30 protein-coding genes, 1 tRNA gene and 1 other RNA gene are annotated in these 25,874 nt (G+C 26.9%); all 32 read left to right on the top strand.

Features of this window, described 5'->3' with window-relative positions; genetic code table 11:
- The 32 genes from coaE (at nucleotide 1) to CLOACE_RS01980 (ending at nucleotide 25,856) form a co-directional block, all read left to right on the top strand.
- Nucleotides 1-597 carry a dephospho-CoA kinase gene (coaE, locus tag CLOACE_RS02135; protein WP_070109397.1) on the top strand — a complete coding sequence of 199 codons (597 nt, stop codon included), beginning with the start codon at nucleotides 1-3 and terminating at the stop codon, nucleotides 595-597.
- A gap of 51 nt (nucleotides 598-648) precedes the next feature.
- The gene (locus CLOACE_RS02130; RefSeq protein WP_070109418.1) at nucleotides 649-1,233 is read left to right on the top strand and encodes a lytic transglycosylase domain-containing protein; all 585 of its coding nucleotides are present in this window, start codon (nucleotides 649-651) and stop codon (nucleotides 1,231-1,233) included.
- A 65-nt stretch (nucleotides 1,234-1,298) separates the two neighbouring features.
- Nucleotides 1,299-1,383, top strand: a tRNA-Leu gene (locus tag CLOACE_RS02125).
- A 65-nt stretch (nucleotides 1,384-1,448) separates the two neighbouring features.
- Nucleotides 1,449-1,625: non-coding RNA, 6S RNA (ssrS, locus tag CLOACE_RS02120), on the top strand.
- 539 nt (nucleotides 1,626-2,164) lie between these two features.
- Nucleotides 2,165-2,692 carry a GNAT family N-acetyltransferase gene (locus CLOACE_RS02115; protein WP_070109396.1) on the top strand — a complete coding sequence of 176 codons (528 nt, stop codon included), beginning with the start codon at nucleotides 2,165-2,167 and terminating at the stop codon, nucleotides 2,690-2,692.
- A 119-nt stretch (nucleotides 2,693-2,811) separates the two neighbouring features.
- A complete protein-coding gene (locus tag CLOACE_RS02110) occupies nucleotides 2,812-3,510 on the top strand; it encodes an SPOR domain-containing protein (RefSeq protein ID WP_070109395.1) in 699 nt (232 codons plus the stop codon).
- A gap of 122 nt (nucleotides 3,511-3,632) precedes the next feature.
- Nucleotides 3,633-3,896 carry a DUF4321 domain-containing protein gene (locus CLOACE_RS02105; RefSeq protein WP_070109394.1) on the top strand — a complete coding sequence of 88 codons (264 nt, stop codon included), beginning with the start codon at nucleotides 3,633-3,635 and terminating at the stop codon, nucleotides 3,894-3,896.
- A gap of 14 nt (nucleotides 3,897-3,910) precedes the next feature.
- Nucleotides 3,911-4,486, top strand: coding sequence for a Maf-like protein (locus CLOACE_RS02100; RefSeq protein ID WP_070109393.1), 576 nt, complete (start codon nucleotides 3,911-3,913; stop codon nucleotides 4,484-4,486).
- Nucleotides 4,487-4,521: 35 nt separating this feature from the next.
- The gene (gene radC / locus CLOACE_RS02095) at nucleotides 4,522-5,187 is read left to right on the top strand and encodes a RadC family protein (RefSeq protein ID WP_070109417.1); all 666 of its coding nucleotides are present in this window, start codon (nucleotides 4,522-4,524) and stop codon (nucleotides 5,185-5,187) included.
- A 21-nt stretch (nucleotides 5,188-5,208) separates the two neighbouring features.
- On the top strand, nucleotides 5,209-6,222 hold the full coding sequence (locus tag CLOACE_RS02090; RefSeq protein ID WP_070109392.1) for a rod shape-determining protein: 1,014 nt from the start codon (nucleotides 5,209-5,211) through the stop codon (nucleotides 6,220-6,222).
- A gap of 2 nt (nucleotides 6,223-6,224) precedes the next feature.
- Entirely contained in the window at nucleotides 6,225-7,070 is an 846-nt protein-coding gene (gene mreC, locus CLOACE_RS02085; protein WP_070109391.1) for a rod shape-determining protein MreC, read from the top strand.
- A gap of 10 nt (nucleotides 7,071-7,080) precedes the next feature.
- Nucleotides 7,081-7,572, top strand: coding sequence for a rod shape-determining protein MreD (gene mreD, locus CLOACE_RS02080; RefSeq protein WP_070109390.1), 492 nt, complete (start codon nucleotides 7,081-7,083; stop codon nucleotides 7,570-7,572).
- Between the two features lie 15 nt (nucleotides 7,573-7,587).
- Nucleotides 7,588-10,350, top strand: a complete 2,763-nt coding sequence (locus tag CLOACE_RS02075) for a penicillin-binding transpeptidase domain-containing protein (protein WP_070109389.1) — start codon at nucleotides 7,588-7,590, stop codon at nucleotides 10,348-10,350.
- A 200-nt stretch (nucleotides 10,351-10,550) separates the two neighbouring features.
- Nucleotides 10,551-11,183 (top strand): septum site-determining protein MinC, encoded by a 633-nt coding sequence (gene minC, locus CLOACE_RS02070; RefSeq protein WP_070109388.1) that lies wholly within the window; start codon nucleotides 10,551-10,553, stop codon nucleotides 11,181-11,183.
- Between the two features lie 13 nt (nucleotides 11,184-11,196).
- Nucleotides 11,197-11,997 (top strand): septum site-determining protein MinD, encoded by an 801-nt coding sequence (minD, locus tag CLOACE_RS02065; protein WP_070109387.1) that lies wholly within the window; start codon nucleotides 11,197-11,199, stop codon nucleotides 11,995-11,997.
- A 12-nt stretch (nucleotides 11,998-12,009) separates the two neighbouring features.
- Nucleotides 12,010-12,273: a cell division topological specificity factor MinE gene (gene minE, locus CLOACE_RS02060; RefSeq protein WP_070109386.1), complete on the top strand. Its 264-nt coding sequence runs from the start codon at nucleotides 12,010-12,012 to the stop codon at nucleotides 12,271-12,273.
- Nucleotides 12,274-12,353: 80 nt separating this feature from the next.
- Nucleotides 12,354-13,472 (top strand): rod shape-determining protein RodA, encoded by a 1,119-nt coding sequence (gene rodA / locus CLOACE_RS02055; protein WP_070109385.1) that lies wholly within the window; start codon nucleotides 12,354-12,356, stop codon nucleotides 13,470-13,472.
- An 11-nt stretch (nucleotides 13,473-13,483) separates the two neighbouring features.
- Complete coding sequence (gene mgsA / locus CLOACE_RS02050) at nucleotides 13,484-13,873, top strand: methylglyoxal synthase (RefSeq protein WP_070109384.1); 390 nt, start codon at nucleotides 13,484-13,486, stop codon at nucleotides 13,871-13,873.
- Nucleotides 13,874-14,316: 443 nt separating this feature from the next.
- Nucleotides 14,317-15,078 carry a M23 family metallopeptidase gene (locus CLOACE_RS02045; RefSeq protein WP_070109383.1) on the top strand — a complete coding sequence of 254 codons (762 nt, stop codon included), beginning with the start codon at nucleotides 14,317-14,319 and terminating at the stop codon, nucleotides 15,076-15,078.
- A 20-nt stretch (nucleotides 15,079-15,098) separates the two neighbouring features.
- On the top strand, nucleotides 15,099-15,950 hold the full coding sequence (locus tag CLOACE_RS02040; protein WP_070109382.1) for a M50 family metallopeptidase: 852 nt from the start codon (nucleotides 15,099-15,101) through the stop codon (nucleotides 15,948-15,950).
- Nucleotides 15,951-16,021: 71 nt separating this feature from the next.
- Nucleotides 16,022-17,887, top strand: coding sequence for a TIGR03960 family B12-binding radical SAM protein (locus CLOACE_RS02035; RefSeq protein WP_070109381.1), 1,866 nt, complete (start codon nucleotides 16,022-16,024; stop codon nucleotides 17,885-17,887).
- On the top strand, nucleotides 17,862-18,578 hold the full coding sequence (locus CLOACE_RS02030; RefSeq protein WP_070109380.1) for a TIGR03936 family radical SAM-associated protein: 717 nt from the start codon (nucleotides 17,862-17,864) through the stop codon (nucleotides 18,576-18,578). Before CLOACE_RS02035 ends, CLOACE_RS02030 begins: the two co-directional genes overlap by 26 nt.
- A 39-nt stretch (nucleotides 18,579-18,617) precedes the next feature.
- On the top strand, nucleotides 18,618-20,060 hold the full coding sequence (locus tag CLOACE_RS02025) for a ribonuclease E/G (RefSeq protein WP_070109379.1): 1,443 nt from the start codon (nucleotides 18,618-18,620) through the stop codon (nucleotides 20,058-20,060).
- Nucleotides 20,061-20,207: 147 nt separating this feature from the next.
- Entirely contained in the window at nucleotides 20,208-20,522 is a 315-nt protein-coding gene (rplU, locus tag CLOACE_RS02020) for a 50S ribosomal protein L21 (RefSeq protein ID WP_070109378.1), read from the top strand.
- 2 nt (nucleotides 20,523-20,524) lie between these two features.
- Nucleotides 20,525-20,851, top strand: a complete 327-nt coding sequence (locus CLOACE_RS02015; protein WP_070109377.1) for a ribosomal-processing cysteine protease Prp — start codon at nucleotides 20,525-20,527, stop codon at nucleotides 20,849-20,851.
- Between the two features lie 3 nt (nucleotides 20,852-20,854).
- The gene (gene rpmA, locus CLOACE_RS02010) at nucleotides 20,855-21,157 is read left to right on the top strand and encodes a 50S ribosomal protein L27 (RefSeq protein WP_070109376.1); all 303 of its coding nucleotides are present in this window, start codon (nucleotides 20,855-20,857) and stop codon (nucleotides 21,155-21,157) included.
- A gap of 63 nt (nucleotides 21,158-21,220) precedes the next feature.
- Nucleotides 21,221-21,766 carry a Spo0B domain-containing protein gene (locus CLOACE_RS02005; protein ID WP_070109375.1) on the top strand — a complete coding sequence of 182 codons (546 nt, stop codon included), beginning with the start codon at nucleotides 21,221-21,223 and terminating at the stop codon, nucleotides 21,764-21,766.
- Nucleotides 21,767-21,787: 21 nt separating this feature from the next.
- Nucleotides 21,788-23,074 (top strand): GTPase ObgE, encoded by a 1,287-nt coding sequence (gene obgE, locus CLOACE_RS02000; RefSeq protein WP_070109374.1) that lies wholly within the window; start codon nucleotides 21,788-21,790, stop codon nucleotides 23,072-23,074.
- A 10-nt stretch (nucleotides 23,075-23,084) separates the two neighbouring features.
- A complete protein-coding gene (yhbY, locus tag CLOACE_RS01995) occupies nucleotides 23,085-23,378 on the top strand; it encodes a ribosome assembly RNA-binding protein YhbY (RefSeq protein WP_070109373.1) in 294 nt (97 codons plus the stop codon).
- A 38-nt stretch (nucleotides 23,379-23,416) separates the two neighbouring features.
- The gene (nadD, locus tag CLOACE_RS01990) at nucleotides 23,417-24,019 is read left to right on the top strand and encodes a nicotinate-nucleotide adenylyltransferase (RefSeq protein WP_070109372.1); all 603 of its coding nucleotides are present in this window, start codon (nucleotides 23,417-23,419) and stop codon (nucleotides 24,017-24,019) included.
- Between the two features lie 26 nt (nucleotides 24,020-24,045).
- Nucleotides 24,046-24,618 carry a bis(5'-nucleosyl)-tetraphosphatase (symmetrical) YqeK gene (yqeK, locus tag CLOACE_RS01985; RefSeq protein ID WP_070109371.1) on the top strand — a complete coding sequence of 191 codons (573 nt, stop codon included), beginning with the start codon at nucleotides 24,046-24,048 and terminating at the stop codon, nucleotides 24,616-24,618.
- A gap of 5 nt (nucleotides 24,619-24,623) precedes the next feature.
- Nucleotides 24,624-25,856, top strand: a complete 1,233-nt coding sequence (locus tag CLOACE_RS01980) for an LCP family protein (RefSeq protein ID WP_070109370.1) — start codon at nucleotides 24,624-24,626, stop codon at nucleotides 25,854-25,856.
- Nucleotides 25,857-25,874: the final 18 nt, after the last annotated feature.

Genomic DNA, 25,874 nt, shown 5'->3' with positions numbered 1-25,874 from the left:
ATGATAAAAGTAGGTCTCACAGGAGGAATAGGTACAGGTAAAAGTACAGTATCTAATATGTTTAGGGAAAGAAAAATACCTATAGTAGATGCTGATATAGTAGCTAGAGAAGTGTTAAAATTATATCCTGAAATATTATCAACTATAAAAGGTAATTTTGGAAAAGAATTTTTTGATAGTAAAGGAGATTTACTTAGAAGGGAATTTGGAGACTATATTTTTAAAAATACTAATAAAAGAAAGGAATATGAAAATATAATAATGCCTTTTATAAAAAAAGAAATATTTAAAAGGATAGACTTTTATAAAAATAAAAGTGAAAAAATTTGTATATTAGATGCACCTACTTTAATAGAAAACGGAGTTCATAAATATATGGATTTTAATATTTTAGTTTGGGCAGATAAAAATACTCAAATAGACAGAGTAAAAAAGAGAGATAAATTTAATGATGAAGAAGCTTTAAATAGAATAAAAGCACAAATGCCTCTAGAAGAAAAGAAAGAAATAGTAGATTTTGTAATTGATAATAGTAAAGATTTAAAAAACACAAAAGCTCAAGTAAATGAATTAATCGGTAAATTAAATAATATATAGGGGGTGGAAACTATTTCAAAAGATAAAATTTCTTTTGAAATAGAAAGCAAATTGAAATTTATAAAAAAGTTGCTTATTTTTATAATAATATTCGTATTTATATTAAATGCAAAAAATGTAGCAAAAATATTTTTTCCTTTAAAATATAAAAATAGTGTTGTTAATTATTCTAAAGAATTTAATTTAGATCCTTATTTAGTAGCAGCAGTAATAAAAACAGAGAGTAATTTTAATTTAGAGGCTAAATCTAATAAAAATGCATATGGGCTTATGCAAATAACATCTGATACAGGAGAATGGGCAGCAGAAAAGATGGGAATAAAAGATTTTCATACAAATCTTTTATATGATCCTCAATTTAATATAAGAATGGGATGCTGGTATTTAGATAATTTAAGGAAAGAATTTAATGGAAATATGGACTTAGTTTTAGCTGCTTATAATGGAGGAAGGGGAAATGTACAAAAGTGGCTTAATGATTCAGATCATTCTTTAGATGGACAAAACTTACATAATATCCCATTTAAAGAAACAGAGGACTATTTAAAAAAGGTTAAATTAAATTATAAAATATATAAATTTTTATATGGCAGTAATACAAAACAGTATACAATTTATTTAAAAAATTTACATTAAATTGAGTTTGACAATGTTAAAAAAAGTAGTATAATGTAAACACAAACTTTGTATTATATTACTTTGCAGGTGTGCTGGAATAGGCAGACAGGCACGTTTGAGGGGCGTGTGTCAAAAGACGTATGGGTTCAAGTCCCATTACCTGCACCAAAAATTACTATTGAAAATAAAATTTATGTTTGATATAATTTAAATCCAAAGAAAACTTAATAAAGTAACTTCTGAAATATTCGAGAGGTTCTATATTTTGAACCTACATTATAAAAAAGGGAGTTCAATATTTAGATGTAGATATGTACTTTCTTTTAGAAAGAGATAGAAGCATCTTTGAGGACACCCACCTATCGGAGAGATAGGTGTCAAAATTAGAACTTCGGTATTTTGGATTATAAATTAATGTAAATGGGGGAAGCGTTTAATCTAGTGGTTAAGCGCTTTTACTTTTTTATGTAATTAGTTTCTTAAACAAAAAATCAAAGAAATAATTTGCAAGCTGTACAAAAATAATAAGCAAAGCCTCACAAAGAGAGTTTGGAAATAATTTGAATAAGTTTTAGACACTCTAAGAATAAAAAATAAAAAAACTCCGTAATTCATCACAGGACGTGATGAGCCAATTTCCGCCTCAAGGACGGGGCATAAATTGGGTAGGAGTTTTTTTATTTTTTATTCTTAGAGTGTCTTAATGAAATGACTTATTTCCAAACTCTCTTTATGAGGCTTTGCTTATTATTTTTGTACAGTTTTCAAATTATTTCCTTGATTTTTTGTTTAACAAACTAATTGCATTTAAATAATTAATATAAAAATATAAAATGTTTACAAAATAGTTAAATTAAAAAATTATTGGAGGAAATAAAATTTAAATGTAGAATTGTTTATATGTAGGCTGTTTATTTTGGTTATACTTTCCGAATGAAGAGGTGAATTTATGTTTGAGGTTGACTTAAAATTTAATGATATAGAAATTTTAAGCGTAGAAAAAAAAGATATAATACCATTAAAGATATTTTTGGATTTTCAAGGGGATTTTTTAATAAATGGAGAACCTATAAAATTAGAATATTTATATGAAAGGTTTTTAGAATATTATGTAAGTGAGTGTGAATTTTTTTCTAAGATAGTAAAGAATGATAAAATAATTGGTATAATAAAAGGAAGATTAGAAATTAAAAATCCTAATGAAGTTTGGATAGGTAGCATTTTTTTAGATTATAATTTAAGAAACCAAGGAATAGGCACAAGTATAATAAATAATGTTTTAAGGCATTTTTTTGAGGAGTATGGTATAGAACACTTTTACACAGGGGTAATGGAAAAAAGTCATATAAAGATAGGGTTTTGGAAAAAAAATAAGTTTAAAATTTTAAGAATTTCTAAGGATTTTTATAATATTGAGGGGAAAGAATTAAATATGATTATACTAAAAAGAAATTTTTCTCATAGTAATATCATATAGAGTTTAAATAAAAAACATATAATTCGGCAGGGAAGTCGGATTTTTTTATTCTAAAATTAATTAAGGAAAATAATTATATTATAGGGGATTTTAAAATTAATTTAGGGGGTATAATACTTGTGAAGTATACTAGGTATGATTTTAAAAGGAAAAAAAAAGATAATATGGTTTTATTTATTATAATTATGTTAGTGGTTATATTAGCTTTTATAATAGGAACAGCAATATCCAATACTTTTATAAAAAATTCTAAAGCAATAAAACCAGAAAATAAAACTGTTAGTAATAGCAAATACATAATTAATAATGAAGAAGATTCTGTAAAATTTGTATCTATACAATGTGGAGTATATTCCACATTAGAAAATACTGGTAAAGAAATTAATAAATTTAATCAATATGGAATTCCTTTTACCATACAACAGGGAAAAAATACAAAAGTATTATTAGGAATATATACTGAAGAAGAATCAAAAAAACAAATTCAAAAGCTTAAAGATGATAATATACCTGTTTCAAAAATAGAGTTTGTTTTATACAAAGATGATTTATGTAATGCAGAGATTGCTGAAATAATAAATGCTAATATAAAGGTATTAAATAAGCTTTTAGAGCAAAACGTAGAGGCAATTGAAACACAAGAGCTTAAAAAATGGTGTAAAAATTTAAAAAAGGTAAATAGTAAAAGCAAAAATATAGAAGTATTAGAAGATTTAAAAGATTATATACAAAAAATGCCTAAAAAAATATCAAAACAAAATGTTAAAGAAAATTATATATTTTTATTTAATATATTAGATAAATTGAAATCTAGTTAAGCATCTGTTTAACAGATGCTTTTTGTTAACAAAAAATTTTTTTAAGCATTATTATAAGTACTTGTTTAAGTTTTTATTAAATGATAAACTATATAAGATGTATAAATAAGGTGGGAATTTTGATGAGAGGGGTAGAAAAAGGTAACAAAAGCTTGTTATGGTTCATGATATTTCTTGGAGCTATAGGTGGAAGTTTAATTGGTGATATACTTGGTGAAAATATAAGAAGTCTTGCATTTTTAAAAACTCCTTACTATATAGGTATGTCAAATCCAATTATATTAGATCTTAAAGTAATTTTATTAACTATAGGTCTAAAATTTAATATAAATATTATGACTATAGTTGGCATTGTTTTGTCTATAATATTAACAAAGAAACATTAGGAAGTGATTGCAATATGGATATTATTTTAGCTTCAGCCTCTCAGAGAAGAAAAGAATTATTAAAGAAAATTATTGACGATTTTCAAATTATTGTAAGTGATTTTAATGAGGGGAAAGTAAAATTTCAAGGGGATTGTGGCTTATATGTTATGGAATTATCTAAAGGTAAGGCTTTAAATGTATGTGAAAAAGTTAGAAATCCATCTATAATAATAGGATGCGATACTGTGGTTTATTTTAATGGAAAAGTTTTAGGAAAACCTAATGATAAAAAAGAAGCTTTTAAAATGCTAAAAAATTTAAGTGGGAATATACATAGCGTATATTCAGGAATTACTATTATAAATACTGCTTCAAATAAAATAAAGCAGTGTTATGTACATACTGAAGTTAAATTTTCAAACATAACGGAAAGACAAATTACTACTTATATAGATAGAGAAAATGTTTTGGACAAAGCCGGTGCTTATGGTATACAAGATTATGCAGCAGTGTTCGTAGAAGAAATACAAGGATGTTATTATAATGTAGTAGGTCTTCCTTTAAATAAGTTATATTTTATACTAAAGGAGATGGGGGTAAATCTGTAGAAAGGGGTTTAAATGTTTTGTATAGTTTAAAAATTATGGATTTACCAGAAAATGAAAGACCTAGAGAAAGACTTTTGAAATATGGACCAGAAGTGTTGTCTAATTCAGAACTTTTAGCTATTATACTTAGAACAGGTACAAAAAAGGAAAACATAATAAGTTTAAGCGGGAGAATTTTAAAAAAAGCTGGAGGAATAAATGGCTTATTTAATTTAACTGCTGAAGAATTTATGAAAATAGATGGTATAGGAAGAAGTAAAGCGTGTCAACTTCTTGCTGTAGCTGAAATGTCAAAAAGATTTCATTCATACAAATCTGGAAATGAATATAAAATTTGCAGTCCTAAGGATGCTGCTAATTATGTTATGCAGGAGATGAGGCATTTAAAACAAGAAATATTGAGAGTAATAATGTTAAACACTAAAAATGTAATTATTAAAGTTAAGGATGTGTCTTTAGGAAGTATTAATTCTTCTATAGTTCATCCTAGAGAAGTGTTTTGTGAAGCTATTAAAAATAATAGTGTTTCAATTATAATATGTCATAATCACCCTTCTGGTAATCCGAAGCCAAGTGGTGAAGATATAAATGTAACTAATAGATTAATAGAATGTGGAAAAATAATTGGCATTCAGTTAATTGATCATATTATAATAGGTGATGGAATTTACATTAGTTTAAAAGAAAAAGGTATAGTATAAAATTTGAAAGGAGAATTGAACATGGGACTTTTTGGAATGTCAAGAGATATGGGAATAGATTTAGGTACTGCTAATACTTTAATATATGTAAAAGGTAAGGGAATTATGCTTAGAGAGTCATCTGTGGTGGCTATAAATAGAGATACTAATAAAGTGCTTGCTGTTGGTGAAGAAGCTAAACAAATGATAGGAAGAACACCAGGAAATATAGCAGCTATAAGACCACTTAAAGATGGTGTTATAGCGGATTTTGATGTTACTCAAATAATGCTTAGAAAATTTATAGAAAAAATTAGCCCTAAGAGTGCTTTTACAAGCCCTAGAATTGTGATTTGTTTTCCATCAGGAGTTACAGAAGTTGAAAAAAGAGCCATAGACGAAGCTACAAAACAAGCTGGTGCAAGAGAGGTTTTGCTTATGGAAGAACCGATGGCAGCAGCTATTGGAGCAGGACTTCCAGTTAATGAACCTACTGGAAGCATGATAGTAGATATTGGTGGAGGAACTACTGAAATAGCTATAATTTCATTAGGTGGAATAGTTACAAGTAAATCTTTAAGAGTTGCAGGAGATGACTTTGAGCAAGCAATTATAAACTACATAAAAAAAGAATATAGTTTAATGATTGGTGAAAGGACTGCTGAATCTGTAAAAATAGAACTTGGTTCTGCTTATGAAGTGGGAGAAGAAAATACTATGGATATAAGAGGAAGAGATCTTATAACAGGACTTCCAAAAGTAATAACTATTAATGAAAATGAAATTAGAGAAGCTTTAAGAGAGCCAGTATCATCTATAATTGATGCTATTAAATCAACACTTGAAAAAACACCACCAGAGCTTGCTTCAGATATTATGGATAAAGGTATAATGCTGGCAGGTGGAGGAGCTATGTTAAAAGGGTTAGATCAATTAATAAATAAAGAAACTCATATGCCGGTACATATAGCAGAAGCCTCTCTTGACTGTGTAGCATTAGGTGCAGGAAAAGCATTAGATACCATTGACAAAATTACTAATTCTAAGAGAAGATAATTATGAAGATACTAAAAAATAAGCTGGCAGTAGCAGTAGTTGTACTGTCAGTTACATTTTTAATTTTAATTGCTCACAGTGTAAAGAGAGAAAAAATGGGTTTTGTTCAAAATGGAGTAGGCATAGCTTTAAATCCAATTCAAAGAGTTGTTTATTCTCTAAACGATAAAGTTAATAATAGTATAACTTTTATTTTAAATTTTTCAAAAGTAAAAAATGAAAATGAAGTTTTAATAAAAAGAAACATAGATTTAGAAAAAAAGTTAGTAGAATATGATACATTGAAAAGCGAAAATGAAAGGCTTAGGAGCATGCTTGATTTTAAATCTAAAAATACTCAATATGATTATGTTGGATGTAATATAATAGGAAAGAGTGGAGGAAATTTTTTAGATGAATTTACTATAGATAGAGGAACGGATGATGGTATAAAAAAACAAATGGTAGCTGTTACAGCAGAGGGATTAGTAGGACAAGTGACTGCAGTAGGAACTAACTGGGCAATAGTACAGTCTTTAAGTAATGAAAACTTAGCTGTAAGTGGTATGCTTCATAAAGCAGAAGATAATATAGGTATTGTAAGAGGATATAAAGACACAGATAGAAAGCAATTAGCAAAGCTTTATTATTTACCTTTAGATTCAAAGATAAAAAAGGATGATATAGTTTTAACTGCTGGTCTTGGAGAATCTTATCCTAAGGGAATAAGAATAGGTTCAGTTATAGATATAGAAGAAGATAAAGGAAAAGTAATGAAAAATGCTATTATAAAGCCTTATGTGGATTTTGGAAAAATTCAAGAGCTTTTTATAATTGTACCTAAAAATAAAATAGATGTGAAATATTAGGTGATTTAAAATGAGAAAAGTATTTATATTAGGCGGTTTATCAATTTTGTTTTCAATATTAGATAATACGTGTGTACCATTTTTCGCTATAAAAGGTTTTTACCCTAGTCTTTTATTTGTGTTTGTTATTTGCTATTCAATTATAAATGAAAGTTGGGAAGGAATATGGATAGGAGTAACTGCAGGATTGCTTCAAGATATTTATTTTAACAGCAGCTTTGGAATGAATTTGTTTACAAATATGATAATAGGCATTATAGCAGGGTATATAGGCAAAAATATATTTAAGCAAAAAGGTCTTATTCCTATAGTTGCTTGCTTTTTCTTAAGCATATTGAAGGGATTGTTAATTTTAGTTATTTTATATATAAATAAAATTAGTATTTCCTTTGCAAGTATATTTTTTAGTAGTATATATAACATGATAATAGGAATTTTTATGTATAAATTCATGTATAAACTTTGTGAAAAGCCATATATGCAGAGAAAATGGAAGTTTTAGGGGAATGGTGATTTTATGCGAAATAAAAAAAAGTTTGATTTAAATAGATATAATTCATTCATATTAATAATGATTATTATATTTTCAGGAATAATAATAAGGTTATCTTATTTGCAAGTAGTTAAAGGTGAAGAATTTAAGGAAAAGGCAAATAATAGATCTATAAGAGAAATACCAGATTCTGCACCTAGAGGTAATATAACTGATGTAAATGGAAAAATATTAGCTACTAATAAGCAAGGATATATGTTAGTTTACAATGAAACGGAAGAAAATAAAGAAGTGTTTTTTCAAACTATGAGTAAAGTTTTTGAGATTTTAGAAGAAAACAAAGAAAAACAACAAGATGACTTTGAATTAAAAATAAATCCTTATAGATTTGAATTTAAGGCACAAAATGATGAAGCTAGAAAACTTTTAGAGATAAGATTTAAAAGAGATAGAGGATTTAATGAAGAAATAGAAAAAAAGCTATTTAAAAATAAGAAAGAGAAATTAACTGAGGAGCAGAAAAAACAAGTTGATGAGCAACTTTTGAAAATAACTCCTAAGGAAACTTTCAAAAAACTTTTAAAAGATTATGATATAAATCAGTCTAATTATTCTTTAGAAGAACAAAGAAAATTTATGATTATTAAAGATTCTATAAAAATGCAAAGTTTCTCTGGATATAAGCCAGTAGTAATAGCAAGCAATATTAATAAAAAAACCGCTTTTATATTTTTACAGAAACTAAATGAACTTCCAGGAATAGATATAACTACTGAACCTGTGAGAGAGTATCCTAAAGGAGAACTTGGATCTGCATTTTTAGGATATATATCTAAAATAAGCTGGGATCAAGAAAAGTTTGAAGAAAAAGGATATGATGTAAATTCAGATTATGTAGGAACATCTGGAATTGAAGGAGTGTTTGAAGATAGACTCAGAGGTTCTAAGGGAGGAAGAATAGTTAAGTTAAATAAAAACGGAAGAATAATTGAAGAATTAGGAAGAAGAGAACCTTACCCAGGACAAAATATTCAACTTACAATAAATAGCGATGTGCAAGCAGCAGCAGAGAAATCTTTAGATGCAGTGATGACGGAACTTAGAAATAGTCCTGGAAGAGGAGATGTAAATACATCCAATGCTACTAGGGGAGCAGCTATAGCTATTGATGTAAATACTGGAGGAATAATAGCTATGGCTAGTAAGCCTACTTTTGACCCAAATTTATTTGCTATTCCAGGAAAATTGTCTCCTGACTTATATAAAAAGTATTTTAATCCAGACTTAGGAGAGTTTGGAAAGCAATATATTTTATCTAAAGGACTTATGGGTTCTTATCCTGGAAAAAGTTTAGATGATGTGTTAAATATAATGTTTCCAGTAGATAAATCCATTAAAAATAATACTACTATAAGAGAAGATGTATATGATATATATCCGAAACCTTTTTATAATTATGCCACTATGTCTATTATTCCACCAGGTTCTACTTTTAAGCCAATGACTACTATTGCAGCTTTAGAAAGTGGAGCAATAACTACAGATTTTGGTATATATGATCCAGGTTTTTTTGATGACGGAAAGGGATTTAAAAAGAGTTTTGCTGTTGGAGGATATGGCTCAGTAGGTATAGGAAAGGCATTAGAAGTTTCTAGTAACCCATTTTTTATGACTCTAGGAAAAGTAATGAGAGATAAATATGGAGATGATATATTAGCTAAATATGCATGGAAATTTGGATTAGGTGTAAAACCTAATTCAGGAGCAGTAGCTTCCACTGGTATAGAATTACCAGAAAGATATGGACAGGTATTTAATACTTGGACTCTTCAAAATATATTTTCAACACAGTATTTGTGGCAAACTATGTCTACACTTAAAGCCGGTGCAGATCAAAGAGGAAATTCTTTTCCTTCAATAAATTTATATGATAATGAAAATGATAGTGAAAAAGTTAAAAAAATTAAAAAACAAATAAAAAGTGAAATACAGGAATGTATAAAAAACGGAGACAAGAAATTTTCAAAAGAAAATTATGAAAAACTTTTAAAGTCATTAATTAATTCTGATAATTTATATAAAGATAAAAATATTACAGATAAAGATATAAGTAGAATTATAAATGCTATATATTATGTTACTGTTTCAGATGCTTATAGCCAATTAAATGTAGGAGCTAATATGTATAATGCATCTATAGGTCAAGGTATAAGTAACTTTACTCCTCTCCAGCTTGTAAATTATGTATCTATATTAGTAAATGGCGGAAATAGATATAAATTGCATTTAGTAGATAAAATTTTAGATGCAGATGGAAATCTTATTAAACAAGAAAAGCCAGAGATATTAGATAAAATTAATTTAAAACCTGAAACTGTAGAAGCGGTTAAAAATGGAATGTACCTAGTAGACCATGGTTCTAGAGGAACAGCAGCTAGTTATTTTAGCGGTTTTCCTATATCTACAGGAGGAAAAACTGGTTCTGCTACATTTAGCAATGATCAAGCTGCTTTAGGAAGGACATCTTATGCAGTTTATATAGGATTTGCACCTTACGATAATCCTAAAATAGCAGTATGTGTTGTAGTATTTGATGGTGGTCATGGTGGTTTTGTAGCTCCAGTAGCAAGAGCTATGTATGAATCTTATTTTAAAGATGAGCTTTCCAAAATGGGATATTCTTCACAATACACTTCAAATACACAAGAAGAAACTAAAAAGAAAGAAGAAAGTAGTACACAACAAACTAGCGGTGAAGAAGTAAATACTCAACAAGTAAATGACTAGAAAATACAATGTAATTTAAATATTATGTATCTTTATAATTAAAGTGTAGAGAGGTAAATTGATTTTATTATTTCTACACTTTAACATTAAACTTTTTTACACATTTTACATATTTTTAAAAGTTAACTTTTAAAAAATAGAAGGATTTATTAAAGTTTTGTTGAAATATAATCATATGCGAAACTTATGGGGGTTTATATATGATAGAAGATAGCATAATTATAAAAGGAAATAAAGAAGGACTAAATGCAGTTATAAATATGAATAAGTTTAAAGATTTTAATGAAATGCTAGAATCTTTAACTGAAAAGCTACAAAAAGGAAAAAAATTTTATAAAGGTAGCACTCTTAAAATAACTGCAGAACTAAAATATATAAATGAAAGAGAATTAAGGAAGTTAAAAGATGTTTTATTTGATGAATTTTTTATAAAAGATTGCATATTTGAAGAAATTAAAGAAACTGCCCCTAAAGTTTTTTCAGGTATTTATGAAGGTAGGACAAGGTTTATAAGAAAAACCATAAGAGGTGGACAAATTATTCATTACCCAGGTAATATAGTTATAATAGGAGATGTAAATTACGGAGCTGAAATTTATGCTGCAGGTAACATAATAGTGCTTGGAGCTTTAAGAGGACATGTTCATGCAGGTTTTAATGGAAATGCTAAGGCTATAGTTGCAGCCTTTTATCTTCAACCCAAAATACTTCAAATTGCAAATATAGTTACTCGATCACCAGAAGATAATGTTAAACCTCAGTACCCAGAAGTGGCTAGGGTTAAAGGTAATTCAATTATTGTAGAGCCATATTTACCTAATAAATTTATTTAATGGAGGAATACATATGGGAGAAGCTATTGTAATAACATCAGGAAAAGGCGGAGTTGGAAAAACAACTACAACAGCTAATATAGGTACGGCACTTGCTTCTTTAGGCAAAAAAGTTGCCATAGTAGATGGCGATACAGGACTTAGAAATTTAGATGTATTAATGGGTCTTGAAAATAGAATAATATTTACTTTGTTAGATGTAGTAGAGAAAGAATGTGCTTTAAAAAGAGCTCTTATAAAAGATAAGAGGTTTTCAGATAACTTATGTTTACTTCCAACAGCTCAAACAAGAGATAAAAACGATATTAGTGCAGAGCAAATGTACAATCTTGTAAATGAATTAAAAAAAGAATTTGATTATGTAATAATAGATTGTCCTGCAGGTATAGAGCAAGGATTTGAAAATGCTATAGTAGGTGCCGATAAAGCTCTAATTGTAGTTAATCCAGAAGTTACATCTGTTAGAGATGCAGATAGAGTAATAGGAAAGTTAGATGCAAAAGGTTTAGAAAATCATGATTTAATAATTAATAGAATAAATTATAGCATGATAAAAAATGGAGATATGTTAGATGTTAGAGATATATTAGATAGTTTAGCAATAAAACTTATAGGAGTAGTACCAGAAGATAAAAATATAACAATTTCTACTAATAAGGGTGAACCAGTTGTGCTTAATGATAATGCTTTATCTGGAAAAGCATTTAAAAATATTGCTAAAAGAATAACAGGTGAAGAAATTCCTCTTATGAATTTAGATATAGAGGAAAGCGGATTTTGGCATTCATTAAAAAAATTTTTTGTAAAAAAATAGGAGGGGAATAAAATGGACTTTTTTAAGCTGTTTTCTACAAAACCTTCTTCTAAAGATCTAGCAAAAGAAAGACTGAAACTTATATTAATACATGACAGAGCTACTTTTTCCCCAGAAATCATAGAAAAACTTAAAAGAGAATTAATGGAAGTAATATCAAAATATGTTGATATAGAAAAAGATGATTTAGAAATAAAGATGACTAAAATAGATGATGATGGTTGTACTGCACCAGCTTTAATAGCTAGTATACCAATTAAAAATAAAAAAAAATAAATTAAAAGCTATGTATAATTTTGCATAGCTTTTTTTTAGTTATATGGTATAATCATATTTGTATTGGAGGCGTTAGAACTATGATTGAAAAGTTTAAAATTAATAGAAAATTATTAAAGGAGTTAGATGTTTCAGTTGTTATATCAACTATAGTAATTTTGTTATTTGGAGCTTTAAATATATATAGTGCTACTCATATGAAGTCAGGAATTTACTTTTTGAAATTTCAAATTATTTGGTTATTTTTAGGATTAGCTGTTATGTATATAATAGTATGTTTTGATTATTTTATGCTTAAAGGATTTGCTAATATAATATATTGGTCTGGAGTATTTTTGCTTATTTTAAACGATACTGTGTGTAAACATACAGTAAATGGTGCTAGCTCATGGATAAAAATAGGACCAGTTACACTTCAACCTTCAGAATTTGCCAAGCTAGGTATAATAATAATGCTGGCAAAACTTTTAGATGATATGGAAGGAAATATTAATGAGCCTAAAAACTTTTTTAAATTAGCTTTTTATGCAGCAATACCTATGCTTTTAGTAGTTATTCAGCCAGATATGGGAATGACTATGGTTTACTTTTTTGTAGTGTTAGGTATATTTTTTGCTGCAGGATTGGATAAAAAAGTAATTATTGGTGGTTTATCAAGTTTAGTTGTTTTGATTGCTATAGTTTGGAATTCGCCTTTAATGCAAGCCTATTGGAAAGAAAGATTAGTATCTTTTTTAAATCCTGAATTAGATGAACTAGGGTCTGGTATGCAACTTATACAATCTAAAATAGGAATTGGATCCGGTGGAATTATTGGAAAAGGATTTTTAAAAGGTACTCAAATAGCAGGACAATTTATTCCAGAATCTCATACAGACTTTATTTTTTCAGTAGTAGGAGAAGAATGGGGATTTTTAGGTGCTATTTTTTTGTTATCTTTATATGGATTAATGATATATAAATTTATAAAAATAGCTGCCGAGTCTAAAGATTTATTTGGAAGAATAATTTGTATAGGTATTATATCTTCATTTTTATTTTCTATATTTCAAAATATAGGAATGACTATAGGTATTATGCCTATAACAGGAATAACTTTGCCACTTATGAGCTATGGTGGAAGTTCTGTAATTACTACATTTATGTCTATTGGATTAATACTTAATATTGGAATGAGAAGGAAAAAAATAAATTTTTAGGAGGAATAGATATGAGAATAGCTTTAGTAGCTCATGATAAAAAAAAAGATGATATTATAGAATTTGCTAAAAGGTACAAGCATATATTTGAACAGCATGAATTATTAGCTACAGGTACTACAGGTAGATTATTAAAAAAATTAGTAGGATTAAATATTAATACATTATTATCAGGACCATTAGGTGGAGATCAACAAATAGGTGCTAAAGTTGCACAAGGAGAAATTGATTTTGTAATATTTTTAAGAGATCCTCTTACATCTCAACCTCATGAGCCAGATATTAATGCTTTGCTTAGAGTATGTGATATATATTGTGTTCCTCTTGCTACTAATGTTGGTTCCGCAGAAATATTTATGAAAGCTATAAGAAGTCATGAAGATATTGATGATAATGAATAAATACTTATTTAATTTAAAATAAGTATAGGTTGTTAAATAAAAAATCATTGATATAATTTTCAGATAAAAAATAATTTGTATAAAAATAATAAGCAAAGCCTCATAAAGAGATTTTGTAAATAAATCATTTCATTAAGACACTCTAAGAATAAAAAATAAAAAAATTCCTACCCAATTTATGCACCGTCCTTGGTGCGGAAATTGGCTCATCACGTCCTGTGATGAATTACGGAATTTTTTTATTTTTTCTTCTAAGAGTGTCTTAAATTCATTCAAATTATTTACAAAATCTCTTTATGAGGCTTTGCTTATTATTTTTATACAAATTATTTTTTATCTGAAAATTATATCAATGATTTTTTATTTAATAAGCTAAAAGTAATATAAAAAACAAAATATAAATATATATTTTATATGGGATTTATTAGGAAGGAGGAATAGTGGTGGGAAATTTTAATTCGCAATATGAAGATTATTATAAAAATATTAGAAGAGGAAATTCCAGAAGATATTTTTTAAATAATAGAAAGTCTAATAAAAAAAATTTTATTGTGAGAAGAATGATATTTGATTTAATAGGGGTATTTACTTTGTTTATACTTGTTATAGTGTGTAAAACAATAGTTACTCCTAAAACTCAAGCAGTGTATAGTTATTCTAAAGAATTAGTTGACAAAAATTATGATTACAAAGTTTTATTAAAAAGAGGAAGAGAAATGGATTTTAATAATATTCAAAAAAAAGCCATAGATTATATAGATGTATTTAAAGCTAAAGTTACTGGTGAAATCACTTTAAAAGAAAAAGTAAAATCAGAATTTGTATTACCAGTAAAAGGAACAGTAACGTCTAAATATGGGAATAGAGAAGATCCTTTTACTAAAAAACAAAGCTTTCATAAAGGTATAGATATTGATGTAAAAGAAAATACAGAAGTAAAAGCGGCTTTTAATGGAATTGTAAAAGAGTGTGGAGAAGATAAAAGTTTAGGTAAATATATACTAATAGATCATGGAAAGGGAATAGAAACAAAATATGCTCATTTAAATGAGATATGTGTTAAGAAAGGACAAAATATAAATAAACTTAATGTTATTGGTAAAAGTGGAAGTACAGGTAAATCCACAGCTCCACATTTGCATTTTGAATTTATATATATGGGAGAAAATGAAAATCCAGAAGAATACATAAAAATAAGTAAGTAATTATGAATGGAGAAATAATATTGATAAAAGTTAATAAGTATTTTATTCCTTATATATTAATATTGTTAATTTTGGGATTTAAAGGTGAAATATTTTTAGATTTTTTAATTGTAATATTTCATGAAATAGTGCATTATATTACAGCTAGATATTATGGATTTTCAGGATTTGCTATAGAAATATTACCAGTAGGAGCTGTTTTAAAATTAAAAGATTTAGAGGAAGCTTCTGTAAAAGAAGATTTAATAATATCATTATCTGGACCTGTAGCAAATTTAATATTAGCATTAATTTTTTATGTATTAAATTTTAAAATACCTTCTTTAATATTTGAAGCCTTATTTATTGGTAATGCAACTATTGGTTTGTTTAACCTAATTCCAGCTTTCCCTTTAGATGGAGGGAGAATTATTAGAGATATTTTATGTACTAAATTTTTATATAAAAAGGCAAATGAAATTACTGTATATATAAGTATAATTATTGCTAGTTTTATGATGTTCTTTTTTATTTTTTTATTTTTTGTAAACAAGGTAAATTTAAATATTGGTTTAGTTTCTTTAATAATGATAATTTTTTCATTGAAAGAAAAAGAAAGGATAGTATATATAATTATGGGAGATATTATTAAAAAGAAATATAAATTTTTAAAAAGAGGATACTTAGAAAATAAATATATGTCTATTTATTATAAAACAAAATTACTAGATATACTGGGAATGTTGGATAAAAGTAAATATGGTATATTTACTGTTTTAGATAATAATATGAAAGTTATGGATATAATTTACGAAGAAGAAGTAATAGAGGCATTAAAGTTATATGGAAATATAAGTGTAGAAAAATTTATTAAAATAGAAAACAGACTTTAAAATTTGTTTTAAATTTTAACTTTTATATGATAGAATATAAAAATGTGAATAACCAATGAGGAGGAATTTTAATGAATAAAGTTTCCGATGATATACTATATAAAGTAGAAAAACCAGCAAGATACATTGGAGGGGAATTTAATTCCTGTAAAAAGGATAAAAATAAAGTAGATATTAGATTTGCATTTTGTTTTCCAGATGTTTATGAAGTAGGAATGTCTCATTTAGGCATGAAAATACTTTACCACACTTTAAATCAAAGAGAAGATACATTTTGTGAAAGAGTATTTGCACCTTGGCCAGACATGGAAGAACTTATGAGGAAAAATAATATACCATTATATGCACTTGAAACTAAAGACTCTATAGGTGATTTTGATTTTATAGCTTTTACACTTCAATATGAAATGAGCTTTTCTAATGTGCTAAATATGTTAGATTTAGCAGGAATACCAATAAGGACATCTCAAAGGAGAGAGGAACATCCTATAATAATATGTGGAGGACCTTGTGCGTCTAATCCAGAGCCTCTTTACGATATTGCAGATATATTTTCTATGGGAGCAGGCGAAGAAAATTTAGATGAAATTTTAGATTTATATAAAATTTGTAAAAAACAAGGAATGAGTAAAAAAGAATTTTTATTAAAAGCAGCTAAAGAAATAGAAGGAGTGTATGTACCTTCTTTATATAATATTACTTATAATGAAGATGGAACAATTAAAGAATTTAAACCTATTTATGAAGGAGTACCTAATAAAGTAAAAAAAAGGGTAATAAGTAATTTTAATAATGTATCTTATCCAGATAAATTAATCATTCCATATATTGATATTGTACATAATAGAATAATGCTTGAAACTATGAGAGGCTGTACTAGAGGATGTAGATTTTGTCAAGCAGGAATGCTTTATAGACCAGTAAGAGAGAAAAAAACAGATAAGCTTTTAGAATTAGCAGATAATCTTATTAAAAGTACAGGATATGATGAAATATCTCTTACTTCTTTAAGTATATGTGATTATTCTGATATACAAAATTTAGTTTTTTCATTAGTAAAAAAGTATGAAAATGAGAAAGTAGGGGTATCTCTTCCTTCTCTTAGAATAGATTCTTTTTCTGTAGATTTAATTAAAGAAATACAAAAGGTAAGAAAAACAGGTCTAACTTTTGCACCAGAAGCAGGTACTCAAAGAATGAGAGATGTTATAAATAAGGGAGTAACAGAAAAAAATCTTATAGATTCTGTAAGCAGTGCTTTTAAATCTGGTTGGTCTACAATAAAATTATACTTTATGTTAGGATTGCCTTATGAGAGAAAAGAAGATGTAATAGGAATAGCAGAACTTGCTTATAAAGTAGTACAAGAATATTATAAAGTTCCAAAAGAGAAAAGGAAAAAAGGACTTAAAGTAACAGTAAGTACATCTATATTTGTACCAAAACCTTTTACTCCATTTCAATGGGCTCCTCAGGATAGAATAGAAACAGTTAGAGAAAAAATTAGTTTATTGAGAGATACTATAAAAAATAGAAAGGTTACATATAATTGGCATGACTCTATAGTAAGTTATTTAGAAGCTATATTTGCTAGAGGGGATAGAAAATTATGTGATGTTTTAGTTAAGGCTTTTGAAAAGGGTGCTAAATTTGATGGATGGTCGGATTTCTTTAATTATGATATATGGAAAAAATCTTTTGAAGAATGTAATATAGATGGTGAATTTTATGCTTATAGAGAAAGAGATTATAGTGAAATATTACCTTGGGATTTTATTGATATAGGAGTTACTAAAGAATTTTTGATAAATGAAAATGAAAAAGCAAAAAGAGAAGAAGTTACACCAGATTGTAGGTTAGGCTGTAAGAATTGTGGTGTAAATGTTAATCTAGAAGGGGAGTGCTTTGAAGGTGCGATATTTAATAAAGTTCAGTAAAGAAAGTGACATTAAATTTATATCTCATTTGGATTTAATGAGGAGTATTCAAAAAATTATAAAAAGAGCCGGGCTTCCTATAGAATATTCAAAAGGTTTTAATCCTCATATGTCTATATCTTTAGCTCAACCACTATCAGTAGGAATGTATTCTTTAGGAGAGTATGCAGATATAGTTTTTACTGAAGATTTAGATGAAGAGTATATAAAAGATAAGTTAAATAATAACGCACCAGAAGCAATTAATTTTATTGAAGTAATAAAAGTTCCTAAAAAACCTGAAGGAGAAAAAAAGGTACCCAAATCCATGGCGGCTATAGATGCAGCCAAGTATACTATAAATATAAAATATAATAGTACAAAAAATCTTAAAGAAGAATTAATTAAAATGAATCAACGGAAAGAGTGGAATATTATAAAAAAATTTAAAAAGGGCGTAGAAAAGCAAGTAAATATAAAGCCTTTGTTAAAAAAGTTTAATTATAGTATAGATAATAATAATCTGAAATTACAAGTTTTATTAAGCTGTGGAAGTAGAGAAAATTTATCTGCAGATACTTTGGCAAAGTATATTCAAGAAAATACTACTGAAGTAAATAAATGTGCTTTTATAAATATAAAAAGAGAGGAAATGTATGGTATTGTAAATAAAGAGCTGGTGCCTCTATATAAATATGTTACTATGATTTAATAATTATTTTTTAATAATGTTAGTGAGGTTAAGATAATTATGAGAGAGGTATTTATTGATAGACAAAAGAGTATTTTAAGAATAGCTATTAAAGATAATAACAAATTAAAACAATGTTTAATACAGGAAAAAGTTAAAAAACCTTTGCCAGGAGAAATATATAAAGGAATAGTTAAAAATATAATTCCTGCTATAAAATGTGCTTTTATAGATATAGGATATAATAAAAATTGTTATATGTATTTAGATAATAAATTCAAAAATACTAATATAAAAAAAGGCGAAGAAGTATTAGTACAAGTTTTAAAAGAAGGTTTCGGTAAAAAAGGTGCAAAGGTTACTAATGCAATAAGTATACCAGGAAGATATGCAGTATTAACTTTTTTAGACAGACGATTATCTTTTTCAAAGAAATTACAAGATAAAGATTTTAAAAGGTATGCAGCTAAAAATATAAAAAAACCTAATGATGTAGGAGTAATTATAAGAACTAATGCTGTTATAGCTGGCATAGATAATATAAATAATGAAATAGAAAATATCTACAAAGTGTATAAGGAAATATTTAAAAATTTTAAATATTCATTGAAACCTAAATTATTATTTGATAATGGAGGAATTTTAGGCAAAGCTTTAAGAGATATATTAAATGAAGAAACGTACATTGTTCATACTAATAATATAGATGATGCAGAATATATAAAGAAATTTATATCTGATAAAGAAGAAATAGGTTTAGATATAGATGTTCATACTGATAATAGAGATTTATTTGAATGTTATGGTATAGAAAAGGAAATAGTAGCATTGAGAAATAATAAAGTTCCATTAAAATGTGGAGGATATATAGTTATAGATAAAACAGAAGCTATGTATACTATAGATGTTAATTCTGGTAAAAATGTTAAAAACAATTCTATAAAAAAGACTGTTTTTATAACTAATATGCAGGCAGCAGAGGAAATAGTAAAACAAATCAAACTTAGAAATTTAGGAGGCATAATAGTTATAGATTTTATAGATATGAAAGATGAAGAAGAAAAAAAAGATGTATTATCTAAATTAGAACAGGGCTTTATTGATGATAAAAATAAAACGGTTATATACCCTTTTACAGAATTAAATTTAGTTCAAATTGCAAGAAAGAATTTAGGAAAATCTATAGATGATTATATAGAAGAAAAATGCATATGTTGTAAAGGCAGAGGAAAATTATTAAGGTTAGACTATATAGAATTTTTAATAAAAAATGACATATTTAAAATAAAAGATAATGCAAAAGATATATACATAATATTAGATGATTACTATAAAATACCTATACAAAAAAATATAGATAGTTTTATTGAAAACATAAATGCTTTAGATAAGAATGTGTATTTAAATTTTGAAAAGTTAGATGAAGTATTTAAAGTAGAGCCTCTTATTTTCAAAAATCAAATAAAAAAATTAGAAAAATATAAAGTATATCCTAATATATAGCTATTATTTAGTGACTAAAAATTTCTTTACAAAGAAGTTTAGATGTGGTACAATGGCTTTTGTAGACCGCACACGAAGGGTTAAAAATTGTGTGATTTTTATTATACATACCCCAGCTGGCGAGACTGGATAGAGGAGGTGTTTTTAATGTACGCAGTAGTTAAAACTGGAGGAAAACAATATAGGGTTCAAGAAGGAGACGTTTTATACGTTGAAAAATTAGAAGCTGATGTTGATGCAGTAGTTGAACTTAACGAAATTCTTGCAGTAGGTAAGGAAGATGGAGAGTTAGTTGTTGGAAAACCTGTAGTTGAAGGAGCTAAAGTAACTGCAAAAGTATTAAAGCAGGGAAAAGGCAAAAAAGTTGTAGTTTTTAAATACAAAGCTAAAAAAGATTACAGAAAAAAACAAGGACACAGACAACCATATACTAAATTACAAATAGAAAAGATTAATGCATAGTTATGATTAATGTAATTTTTAAAAAGAAATCAAATAAAATTTTGAGTTATAAATTAGAGGGGCATGCTAATTTTGTTGATGAAGGATATGATATGGTATGTAGTGCTGTATCTGGAATTTCATTAACTATAGCAAATGGCATTACAGAAGTTTTAAAAATTCCTTGTCAATTGAATGTTAAAGATGGATTTTTAAATATAGATTTAAGCAGTTGTTCTTCTAAAGATATAGATAAAGCTCAAGTTTTAATGGAAACTATATTACTAGGACTTAAAAGTGTGGAAGCAAACTATGGTAAATATATAAAAGTGAAGATAGAGGAGGTGTAACCTATGCTAGTTATGAACCTTCAGTTATTTGCTCACAAAAAAGGAGTAGGTAGCTCAAGAAACGGAAGAGATAGTGAAGCTAAAAGACTTGGTGTTAAATCATCAGACGGTCAATTTGTTTTAGCAGGAAATATACTTGTTAGACAAAGGGGTACTAAAATTCATCCTGGAAACAATGTTGGAAAGGGTAAAGATGATACTTTATTTGCAAAAATTGATGGAGTAGTAAAATACGAAAGATTGGGAAAAGATAAGAAAAAAGCAAGTGTTTATCCTGTAGATGTAGAAAATGCATTAGCTGAATAAGTTAAAATTAAAGCACCCTAATACAGAGGGGTGCTTTTTTTAAAACAAAAATGGAGGGTTATTATGAATAATCTGGGTGATTTTATTAATTTAATTAGAAAACAAAGGCACGATTTTATGAATGATATTCAGATTATATATGGATATATACAAACAAATAAAATTGATAAAGCCTGTACGTATATTAATAAAATTAGTGAAATTAACGAAGCTATAAGTGAAATATATAATCTAGGAGACAATAACTTTGCTTTATGTATAGAAAGTAATATTAGAAAATTAATTAGAAATGATGTAAAATTTGATATAGATATAGAAATAGAATTTTTTAATTTTAATATTTTTGAAAAAAGTTATGATAAAAAATGTACTTTGGTAAATAATATATTTAATGAATTAGAGAATAACGGCACAGAATGTGTTTATATATATATATTTCATGATGATTTAGGACAAAGCCTTTTAATATCTGACGATGAAGGAATGTTAGATGAAATTAATTGGATGGAAAATTGGAATAAGGAAAAAATAGATATAGTAGATTTAGAATTATATACTTGCTATTATGATAACAGTAAAGCATATAGAATTAATTTTATTAAAAATTAAAGAAAAGGTGGGAACATAAATATGTTTATAGATATTGCAAAAATATTTGTAAAATCTGGAGATGGAGGAGATGGAGCTGTATCTTTTAGAAGAGAAAAATATGTACCTTTAGGAGGTCCCGATGGAGGAGACGGAGGAAAGGGAGGCAGCGTTATACTAGTTTCAGATCCTAGCATGACTACTCTTCTAGATTTTACATATAAAAGAAAATATAAAGCAGAAAAAGGACAAAATGGTTCTGGATCAAGATCTTATGGTAAGGATGGAGAAAGTTTATATATAAAAGTTCCCATGGGTACAGTAGTAAGAGAAGCAGAAACCAATAAAATAATAGCTGATTTATCTCATGAAGGAGAACAGTGTATTATAGCTCGTGGTGGAAAAGGCGGAAAAGGAAATGCTAAATTTACTACGCCTACTAGACAGGCTCCTAATTTTGCCCAACCAGGTATGCCAGGGGAAGAAATGTGGATTAAATTAGAACTTAAATTATTAGCAGATGTAGGATTAATTGGTTTTCCTAATGTAGGAAAATCCACTATATTGTCAAAGGTTACAAAAGCTAAACCTAAAATAGCTAATTATCATTTTACTACTTTAAAACCTAATCTTGGAGTAGTAAGTGTGCCCAATATAAAAAATTTTGTTATAGCAGATATTCCTGGAATAATAGAAGGGGCAGCAGAAGGTGTAGGTTTAGGTATTGATTTTTTAAGACATATAGAAAGAACTAGAGTGTTAATTCATGTAGTAGATATATCAGGTATAGAAGGCAGAGATCCTTATGAAGATTTCTTAAAGATAAATGATGAATTGAAGAAGTATAGTGTTAAGCTTTGGGATAGACCTCAAATTATAGCTGCTAACAAAAGCGATATGTTATATGATGATAATGTATTTAAGGAATTTGAAGAAAAATTAAAAAAGTTAGGATATGATAAAATTTTTAAAATATCTGCAGCTACTGGAAAGGGAATTGATGATTTAATGAAAGAAACAGCTAGAGTTTTAAATACAATTCCTATTACTGATTTAGAGATAGATGATAAAGAGAGATATATTCCACAAGAAAAGAAATTTACTTATACTATAAAAGTAGAAAAAGGCGAGGAAAGCAATATCTATGTAGTAGAAGGAAGTTTTGTAGATAGGTTATTAGCTAGTGTAAATGTAAATGACCCAGATGAATTAAGATATTTTCATAAGGTTCTAAGAAATAAAGGTGTATTAAATGAATTAATGGAAATGGGAATAAAAGATGGAGACTATGTAAGATTAAACGATTTTGAATTTGAGTTTGTGCTATAGGAGGAAAAGTATGATTACAAGTAAACAAAGAAGTTATTTAAGAGGACTAGCAAATAAGTTATCACCTATATTTCAAGTAGGAAAAGAAGGTATAGAAGATAATTTTTTAAAGCAAATAGATGAGGCATTAGAAGCTAGAGAAATTATAAAGATTTCTGTGCTTAAAAATAGTTTTTATACTGCTAGAGAAGCTTCAGAGGCTATATGTAGCCAATTAGGCTGTGAAGCAGTACAATGCATTGGAAATAAATTTGTTTTATATAGAGAATCTAAGAAAAAATCCAAAATAGAATTACCTAAATAATGAAGCATTAAATAAATAGACAAGATGGAGGAGAGACAATGGAGAGAAAAGCCCTTTTTGGAGGGACATTTGACCCTATTCATAATGGCCACATTCATGTGGCTTATGAAGCTCTTTATAATTTAAATTTAGATAAAGTTATATTTATGCCTTCTGGAAATCCACCGCATAAAAATTGTAATGATATAACAGATGCAGATATAAGATATAAAATGGTAGAGGAAGCAATAAAAGGTGAAAAGTGTTTTGAAGTAAGTGATTATGAAGTAAAAAATAAAAATTGTAGTTATACATATAAAACTTTAGAAAAATTAAATTTGGGAAAAAAGAATGTTTTGTGGTATTTTATAGTAGGAGTAGATTGTTTAATGGATTTAGATAATTGGAAAAATCCAAGTAGAGTTCTTCAGCTTTGTAATTTTGTTGTATTTAATAGACCAGGATATACTAAAGAAGAAATATATAAGCAAAAAAACAATATAGAAAAAAAATATAACACAAAAGTTTTCTTTTTAGATATTCCTCTTTTAGAAATATCTTCTACTGACATAAGAAAAAAAATAAAGCAAAATGAAAATATTAGTTACTTAGTGCCGTATAATGTCTATAAATTCATTAATAAACATAATTTATATTATTAATATATTTTAGCTTAGGAGTGATAGGGATGTGGAGTGAAGAAATAATACAAGAATATTTAAAAAATAATTTAAAACCTACTAGATATGAACATAGTGTTAGTGTAAGGGGTGCAGCTATTAAACTTGCAGAAAAATATGGAGCCTGTATAGATAAAGCTAGAATAGCAGGACTTGTTCATGATTGTGCAAAAAATTTAAATAATGAAGAATTGTTGAATATAGCCAAAAGTCATGGGTACACTATTAATGATGCTTGTGAAAAAAATCCTCAATTATTGCACGGAATAGTTGGAGCTATTATAGCTAAAGAAAAAATGGAAGTAGAAGATGATGATGTGCTAAATGCTATAAGGTACCATACAACAGGTAAAAAAGATATGAGTATATTAGAAAAAATAATTTATATTGCAGATTATATTGAACCTCTTAGAAATTTTCCAGGAGTAACAGATATAAGAAAGGTAGTATATCAGGATTTAGATAAAGCTTTGTTGGAATCTTTTAATAAAACAATAAAGTTTGTAATAGATAAAGGAGAAATATTGCATACAGATACTGTAGAAGCTAGAAACTACATTATTTATAAAATTAGTAGGTGAAATTAATGTCACATAAAAATAAAAATAAAAAATTTTTATCACCTATATGGATTTTGATTATACTTATAATTACAACTGCTAGTTTATTTTATTTTTACTTAAAAACGTTTAATAATAAATCTCAAGTAGGAGAAGGGGAAATAAATACTACTCCAATAGAAAGCAGCAGTGATAATGTAAATATACTTCTTATGGGTGTAGATATAGGAGATCCTAAAGCAAATTCTAATTTGGATCCTAAAAGAACAGATACAATTATTCTTGTAAATTATCATCCTATGGAAAAAAAAATAAATATAGTTTCAATACCTAGAGATACTTTAATATATTTAAAAGGCAATAGACAAAAAATTAATGTAGCACATGCTTTAGGGGGACCTGGCTATTTAATAGATTCTGTTCAACAATTAATACAAGTCCCTATAAATTATTATGTAAAATTAGATTACAAAGGCTTTAGAGAAATAATAAACAGTATAGGTGGCGTAGATATAGAGATAAAAAATAATATGTATTACGATGACCCTGCTCAAAATTTAAGTATTAATTTTAAAAAAGGTGAAGTAGCACATTTAGATGGAAAAAAAGCAGAAGAATTTTTTAGATGGAGAAAAAATAATGATGGGACAGGGTTAGCAGAAGGAGATATTGGTAGAATAAAAAACCAGCAGGAATTTATAAGTAAAGTTTTAGAAAAGATTAAAAGCCCATTAATAATAACTAAAATACCTTCTATACTTACTACAATACCTAAATATGTAGAAACTAATATGGAGCCTGAACATATTGTTAAGTATGGATATGCTTTTATGAAAGTGGAAAAAGAAAATATAAATATGACTATTTTAAAAGGGCATACTAAATATATAAATGGTTCTTCTTATTTTATATATGAAAAAGAAAAAAATAAAGAATTAATAAGAAATTTAATTAGTGGATACACAGAAAGTTTTGATAAAGAAAAATTAAATATTCAAGTGTTAAATGGTACTAATAAAAATGGATTAGCAGCAAGGTATGCTGCTAAATTAAAGGAAAAAGGATATATAAATGTATTTACTGGAAATGGTAAAAATACATTGAATTCAAAAATAATAGTTTGTAATATAAATAAAGATGAAATTTCGACAATAAAAGATGAGTTTTTTATAAAAAATGTTGAAAAAAGAGAGTTTAAAGATGAAAAATTTGATATAATAGTATTGCTAGGAGATGATTTTGATTTTTCTAGCAATTAATATAAAATAAATTTATAA

Source organism: Clostridium acetireducens DSM 10703 (assembly GCF_001758365.1).
In the GTDB taxonomy this organism is placed as follows: Bacteria; Bacillota; Clostridia; order Clostridiales; family Clostridiaceae; genus Clostridium_C; species Clostridium_C acetireducens.
This window is presented reverse-complemented; position numbering and strand designations above follow the sequence as displayed.

Bases quoted from the DNA above. Each gene is read 5' to 3' on its own strand.
- rplU (WP_070109378.1), top strand. From the start codon at position 20,208: ATGTACGCAGTAGTTAAAACTGGAGGAAAACAATATAGGGTTCAAGAA.
- yhbY (WP_070109373.1), top strand. From the start codon at position 23,085: ATGATTACAAGTAAACAAAGAAGTTATTTAAGAGGACTAGCAAATAAG.
- CLOACE_RS02115 (WP_070109396.1), top strand. From the start codon at position 2,165: ATGTTTGAGGTTGACTTAAAATTTAATGATATAGAAATTTTAAGCGTA.
- CLOACE_RS02105 (WP_070109394.1), top strand. From the start codon at position 3,633: ATGAGAGGGGTAGAAAAAGGTAACAAAAGCTTGTTATGGTTCATGATA.
- CLOACE_RS02025 (WP_070109379.1), top strand. From the start codon at position 18,618: ATGAGAGAGGTATTTATTGATAGACAAAAGAGTATTTTAAGAATAGCT.
- minE (WP_070109386.1), top strand. From the start codon at position 12,010: ATGGACTTTTTTAAGCTGTTTTCTACAAAACCTTCTTCTAAAGATCTA.
- CLOACE_RS02090 (WP_070109392.1), top strand. From the start codon at position 5,209: ATGGGACTTTTTGGAATGTCAAGAGATATGGGAATAGATTTAGGTACT.
- minC (WP_070109388.1), top strand. From the start codon at position 10,551: ATGATAGAAGATAGCATAATTATAAAAGGAAATAAAGAAGGACTAAAT.
- CLOACE_RS02015 (WP_070109377.1), top strand. From the start codon at position 20,525: ATGATTAATGTAATTTTTAAAAAGAAATCAAATAAAATTTTGAGTTAT.
- minD (WP_070109387.1), top strand. From the start codon at position 11,197: ATGGGAGAAGCTATTGTAATAACATCAGGAAAAGGCGGAGTTGGAAAA.
- rpmA (WP_070109376.1), top strand. From the start codon at position 20,855: ATGCTAGTTATGAACCTTCAGTTATTTGCTCACAAAAAAGGAGTAGGT.
- CLOACE_RS02005 (WP_070109375.1), top strand. From the start codon at position 21,221: ATGAATAATCTGGGTGATTTTATTAATTTAATTAGAAAACAAAGGCAC.
- obgE (WP_070109374.1), top strand. From the start codon at position 21,788: ATGTTTATAGATATTGCAAAAATATTTGTAAAATCTGGAGATGGAGGA.
- radC (WP_070109417.1), top strand. From the start codon at position 4,522: ATGGATTTACCAGAAAATGAAAGACCTAGAGAAAGACTTTTGAAATAT.
- coaE (WP_070109397.1), top strand. From the start codon at position 1: ATGATAAAAGTAGGTCTCACAGGAGGAATAGGTACAGGTAAAAGTACA.
- mgsA (WP_070109384.1), top strand. From the start codon at position 13,484: ATGAGAATAGCTTTAGTAGCTCATGATAAAAAAAAAGATGATATTATA.
- mreD (WP_070109390.1), top strand. From the start codon at position 7,081: ATGAGAAAAGTATTTATATTAGGCGGTTTATCAATTTTGTTTTCAATA.
- yqeK (WP_070109371.1), top strand. From the start codon at position 24,046: ATGTGGAGTGAAGAAATAATACAAGAATATTTAAAAAATAATTTAAAA.
- nadD (WP_070109372.1), top strand. From the start codon at position 23,417: ATGGAGAGAAAAGCCCTTTTTGGAGGGACATTTGACCCTATTCATAAT.
- CLOACE_RS02075 (WP_070109389.1), top strand. From the start codon at position 7,588: ATGCGAAATAAAAAAAAGTTTGATTTAAATAGATATAATTCATTCATA.
- rodA (WP_070109385.1), top strand. From the start codon at position 12,354: ATGATTGAAAAGTTTAAAATTAATAGAAAATTATTAAAGGAGTTAGAT.
- CLOACE_RS01980 (WP_070109370.1), top strand. From the start codon at position 24,624: ATGTCACATAAAAATAAAAATAAAAAATTTTTATCACCTATATGGATT.
- CLOACE_RS02035 (WP_070109381.1), top strand. From the start codon at position 16,022: ATGAATAAAGTTTCCGATGATATACTATATAAAGTAGAAAAACCAGCA.
- CLOACE_RS02100 (WP_070109393.1), top strand. From the start codon at position 3,911: ATGGATATTATTTTAGCTTCAGCCTCTCAGAGAAGAAAAGAATTATTA.
- mreC (WP_070109391.1), top strand. From the start codon at position 6,225: ATGAAGATACTAAAAAATAAGCTGGCAGTAGCAGTAGTTGTACTGTCA.